Origin of the sequence: Rhodovibrio sodomensis (assembly GCF_016583645.1) — a bacterium.
GTDB lineage: Bacteria > Pseudomonadota > Alphaproteobacteria > Kiloniellales > Rhodovibrionaceae > Rhodovibrio > Rhodovibrio sodomensis.
In genome coordinates this window covers 1-3,573 of the sequence record NZ_NRRL01000210.1, presented here as the reverse complement: position 1 = coordinate 3,573, position 3,573 = coordinate 1, and the positions used below count along the sequence as shown (strand labels likewise).

Genomic DNA, 3,573 nt, shown 5'->3' with positions numbered 1-3,573 from the left:
CCCAGCAGTTCTTGCCCGAGGTGCTGGGCCCCAGGGCGGACCTCAGCCTGACCGAGGACACCGAGGCCCTGCGCGCGGTCCAGGGGATCGCCGTGGAGTACAACCGGATCGCTACGACCCTGTCCGACCAGCCGCGGGCCTATGCGCCGCGGTTCGGCCGCACGGCCGACGGCCATACGGACCCAACCCCGTGGTGCGACGGGTTCGGTCGGGCGGTCCGGCCGCGCCGGCGGCTCTGGAAGCGTCTGCTCGACACAAGCCGGGCGGAGTTCCGGATGATTGACCCGATCCTGGCGCACGCCTCCCCGGCGACTGCCCGCGCGCTGCTGGGCCCCAAGGCCGTCAACCTGTCGCTGCCCGAAGGCAACCCGGCGCCCACTATCGCCGCCGCCGTCGTCACGTTGCGCGGCTACTGGATGCCCGACCGCGCGAAAGCCAGCCGTTCAAGCCGGTAGCCGGTCAACCGTTTGCGGCTGTGGAGCGCTCGCGCCGCTTACAGCGCGCTCCCCAAGCCCGGCCCTCGCCGACGGCCGACCGCCCTTCGGCGCGCTTCATGGGCGCGCGGGCGGTCGGCCTGCTCGGCCCGGTTTGGGAATCGCGCGTCAGGTATCCGTCGATGGGTCGTAAGCGCCCGGTACGCCCCATTGGCATTGGGTGTTGACGCGCGAGCCCGACCTCTGGGGCGCGATGCGTCAGCCAGCCAGCACCCTACAAGCTCATCACCGCCGCGGCGTAACGGTGCCGCACACCCGCTAGGTTGGGCCTGTAGCCCAGATCCGCTGTAACCCTTGTTGCGGCGCTCTCGTTGAACTCCTCGCCGAGCCAAACCTCAGCGGAAAACCAGTCCGAAAAGCCCCCTTTGGCGGGTCCGCCCTGATTCAACATCTAGTAGCACCGGAATTAACGGGATGAGCCATTCTGTTAATCTTCCGATATGCACCTCTACTGGCCGCACATCGACCAGGGGGGCTTCGACCGGCTCGAGCAATTGGCGCACAACAACGCCGGTCAGGCCCAGGATCCCAGCTTCCCGGTGCATCCGGAAGGGTATGGGAAGTAACGGGCAGCCAGCCGATGCTGAAGCCAGGCAGGCCGTGTACACGAAACGGCGGCCGTGCGGCCCGGCACGGCCGCCGTTCCTTCCAGACGCCGACGTTGAAGCGACGCGCCTCAGCTCAGGTTTTGCCGTCGCCGGCGTTGAGAGATTGCTCCAGGCCGGTGCCGCGGACCTCCAGCACCTTATGTGCGTGGTGGGTGTTGCCGAATTCGTCGGTTGCCCGGACGGTCACGGTGTAGGTGCCGGGACCGATCTCGTCCGGCAGATCCGCCTTCCAGATGTGGGAGGACGGCTCGGCCTCGACCCAGGGCTTCACGGTGCCTGCGTTGCGCTGGAACAGCTCGTTGGCGTGCAGGTCCATCTGCCGGACGTGGGTCATGTCGCGCCAGCCGCCGCCGGCCACCTTGAATTCCACGTGCGACCGGCGCCCGCCGTCGAACAGGTTGACCAGCAGGCTGGCGGCCGGAACTTTATCCGCCGTCATGTCGCCGTCCAGCAGCTCGCCCATGTCGTAGTCGCCATAGATATGGGCGTTGTGGGTGTGGTGGGCGGTGTCGAACATCACGCGCATCTGATGGTCCGCCGGTTTGTTCGCCGCCTTGAAGCGGACCTCCACGTTCGTGCCGTCGACCTCCAGCACGTGGTAGCCGTTGGGCGTGCCGTCGCGCTGCACGGCGTCCGGGATGCCGCGGGCATCCTTGGGCCCTGACCACCAGGAGCCGGAGACGGTCGACAGGACATGGTGGTGGAACGGCTTTTTGCCGTCAAACCCGTCGTCCTCGTCGAAGTAGTGGTGCTCGCTGGTGTGGGTGTGACCGGCGACGGCGTAGAGATTCGGGTAATCCTCGATGATGTCGAACAGCTCGCGCCGGTTGACGGTGTTCACGTTGGCGCCGTCGCCAAGGTAGGTCTTGAGCGGGATGTGCATCGCTAGGAACACCAGCTCGTCTTTGAGCACCAGCGCCAGGTCGTTTTTCAGCCATTCGAGCTGTCGGTTGGAGATCCGGCCCTCGTAGACGCCGCCGCCGCGGTAGCGCGGCTCCTCCCGGCCGACGTTCTTGCCCTGATAATCGACGTTGTCGAGCGAGATGAAGTGTGCCGCCCCGTACTCGAAAGAATAGTACGTCGGCCCGTACACGCGCTTGAAGGTCTCGGTCGCGTGCTTGTCGCCCGAGGCCTGGAAGTTCATTTCGTGATTGCCGGGCACGTTCCACCAGGGCACGCCGATCTGCCCGATCACCGCGTTGTATCGGGGCAGCAGCGACAGGTCGTCGAACATGATGTCGCCGGTGGTCATCCCGAACTTGGCATCCGTGCCGATCAGTTCGCTGACCACGTCGTCGCGGATGTAGTCGATCTCCCGGCCGCTCTGCGGCTGCGGGTCGGAGATCAGGATCGCCTCGAAGCTCTCGGTCTTCTCGGCCTCGTGCAGCGGAAAGTTGATCTGGTCGGGCAGGGAGCCGGTCGGCTGGACGCCCGGATACCGCAAGTCGTGGGGCGAGCCGTCGGGATCGTGGATGTAATAGAACTGCGGCAGTTCGCTCTCGTTGGTCGGCACCGCATAGCCGGCGGGCTTGGTCATGCGGATAATCGTCTGCCCGTCGACCGCCAGGCTGTAGCGGCCGTCTTCGTCGGTGGTGACGACCTCGAGGCCGTTGGAAACGGCCACGCCCTCGACCCCCTGTTCGCCCTGGTCCAGCTCGCCGTTGCGGTTGCCGTCCAGGAACACGCGGCCGGTCGCCGTCTTGCCCGCGTCGGACTGCGCCAGAGCTGCGCCCGCGGGCGTCAGGGCCGTCGCCGCCGTCAGCGCGGCGGTCAGCAGGCGGGTGCGTGGATTGTCCATTGGCTTGCTCCTCCCTGATCCGGTTGGCTGTGTCTCGCGCTGGCGCTCGGCAGCGCGCGCGGATCGAACTCCGGACCTTGATGATGACACGCGAATTAGACCGATATGACGATTGAACGAACCCGCTATCGCGGGTGGTTAGCGGATAACATGTGCGAGCGGGTCTCCTGCCTGAGGCTCGTGCACGTGAACCGCCCCGCATACCATTTGATGCGGCTAGGGTAACCCAGCGCGCTCTGGCACACACGGCCGAATTCAGCCTCAAAAGAGTCTGAAATTGCACACCCGAATATGATTGCTATGCTGGATTCATGCTGCGGACGGCCCCACGCACGTGCGAGGACCTGCTGGTCGAGGCTGAACGCCTGTTCGACGAAGGGCACGGGGGGCGGCGCGTCTTATCTTCAACCGGGTCGCGGAGACATGCATCAACGGTCGCCAGCCGTGCCCTGAAAACGGATCATGCCGTGCCGCGGCCGAGCGCGTCGCGCGTCGACTGCACGACGCTGCCGACTGAACCACCACTACCTGGTGCGTGACAACGATGATGGCAGGCCTTGCATCCATGCTTGCGGATTTGCCGTAACGCCATTTCCCACAGGTTCTGGTCGACGCGGCCCTGATCCAGGAGGGCCGCCCACATCTCCCTCGGGGGCTGGAGACCGCGGAAAGA

4 protein-coding genes are annotated in these 3,573 nt (G+C 65.9%); 2 read left to right on the top strand and 2 right to left on the bottom strand.

Going from position 1 to position 3,573, the window contains the following annotated elements; translation table 11 throughout:
• The coding region (locus CKO28_RS27000) for a UPF0149 family protein (protein WP_200344504.1) at positions 1-455 on the top strand (455 nt) is incomplete at its 5' end.
• Between the two features lie 479 nt (positions 456-934).
• Complete coding sequence (locus CKO28_RS29020; RefSeq protein WP_274611102.1) at positions 935-1,060, top strand: hypothetical protein; 126 nt, start codon at positions 935-937, stop codon at positions 1,058-1,060.
• A 115-nt stretch (positions 1,061-1,175) separates the two neighbouring features.
• On the opposite strand, the gene CKO28_RS26995 is transcribed toward CKO28_RS29020, so the two are convergent.
• Positions 1,176-2,900, bottom strand: a complete 1,725-nt coding sequence (locus CKO28_RS26995) for a calcineurin-like phosphoesterase C-terminal domain-containing protein (RefSeq protein WP_200344502.1) — start codon at positions 2,898-2,900, stop codon at positions 1,176-1,178.
• 460 nt (positions 2,901-3,360) lie between these two features.
• The coding region (locus CKO28_RS28150) for a hypothetical protein (protein WP_207168956.1) at positions 3,361-3,573 on the bottom strand (213 nt) is incomplete at its 5' end.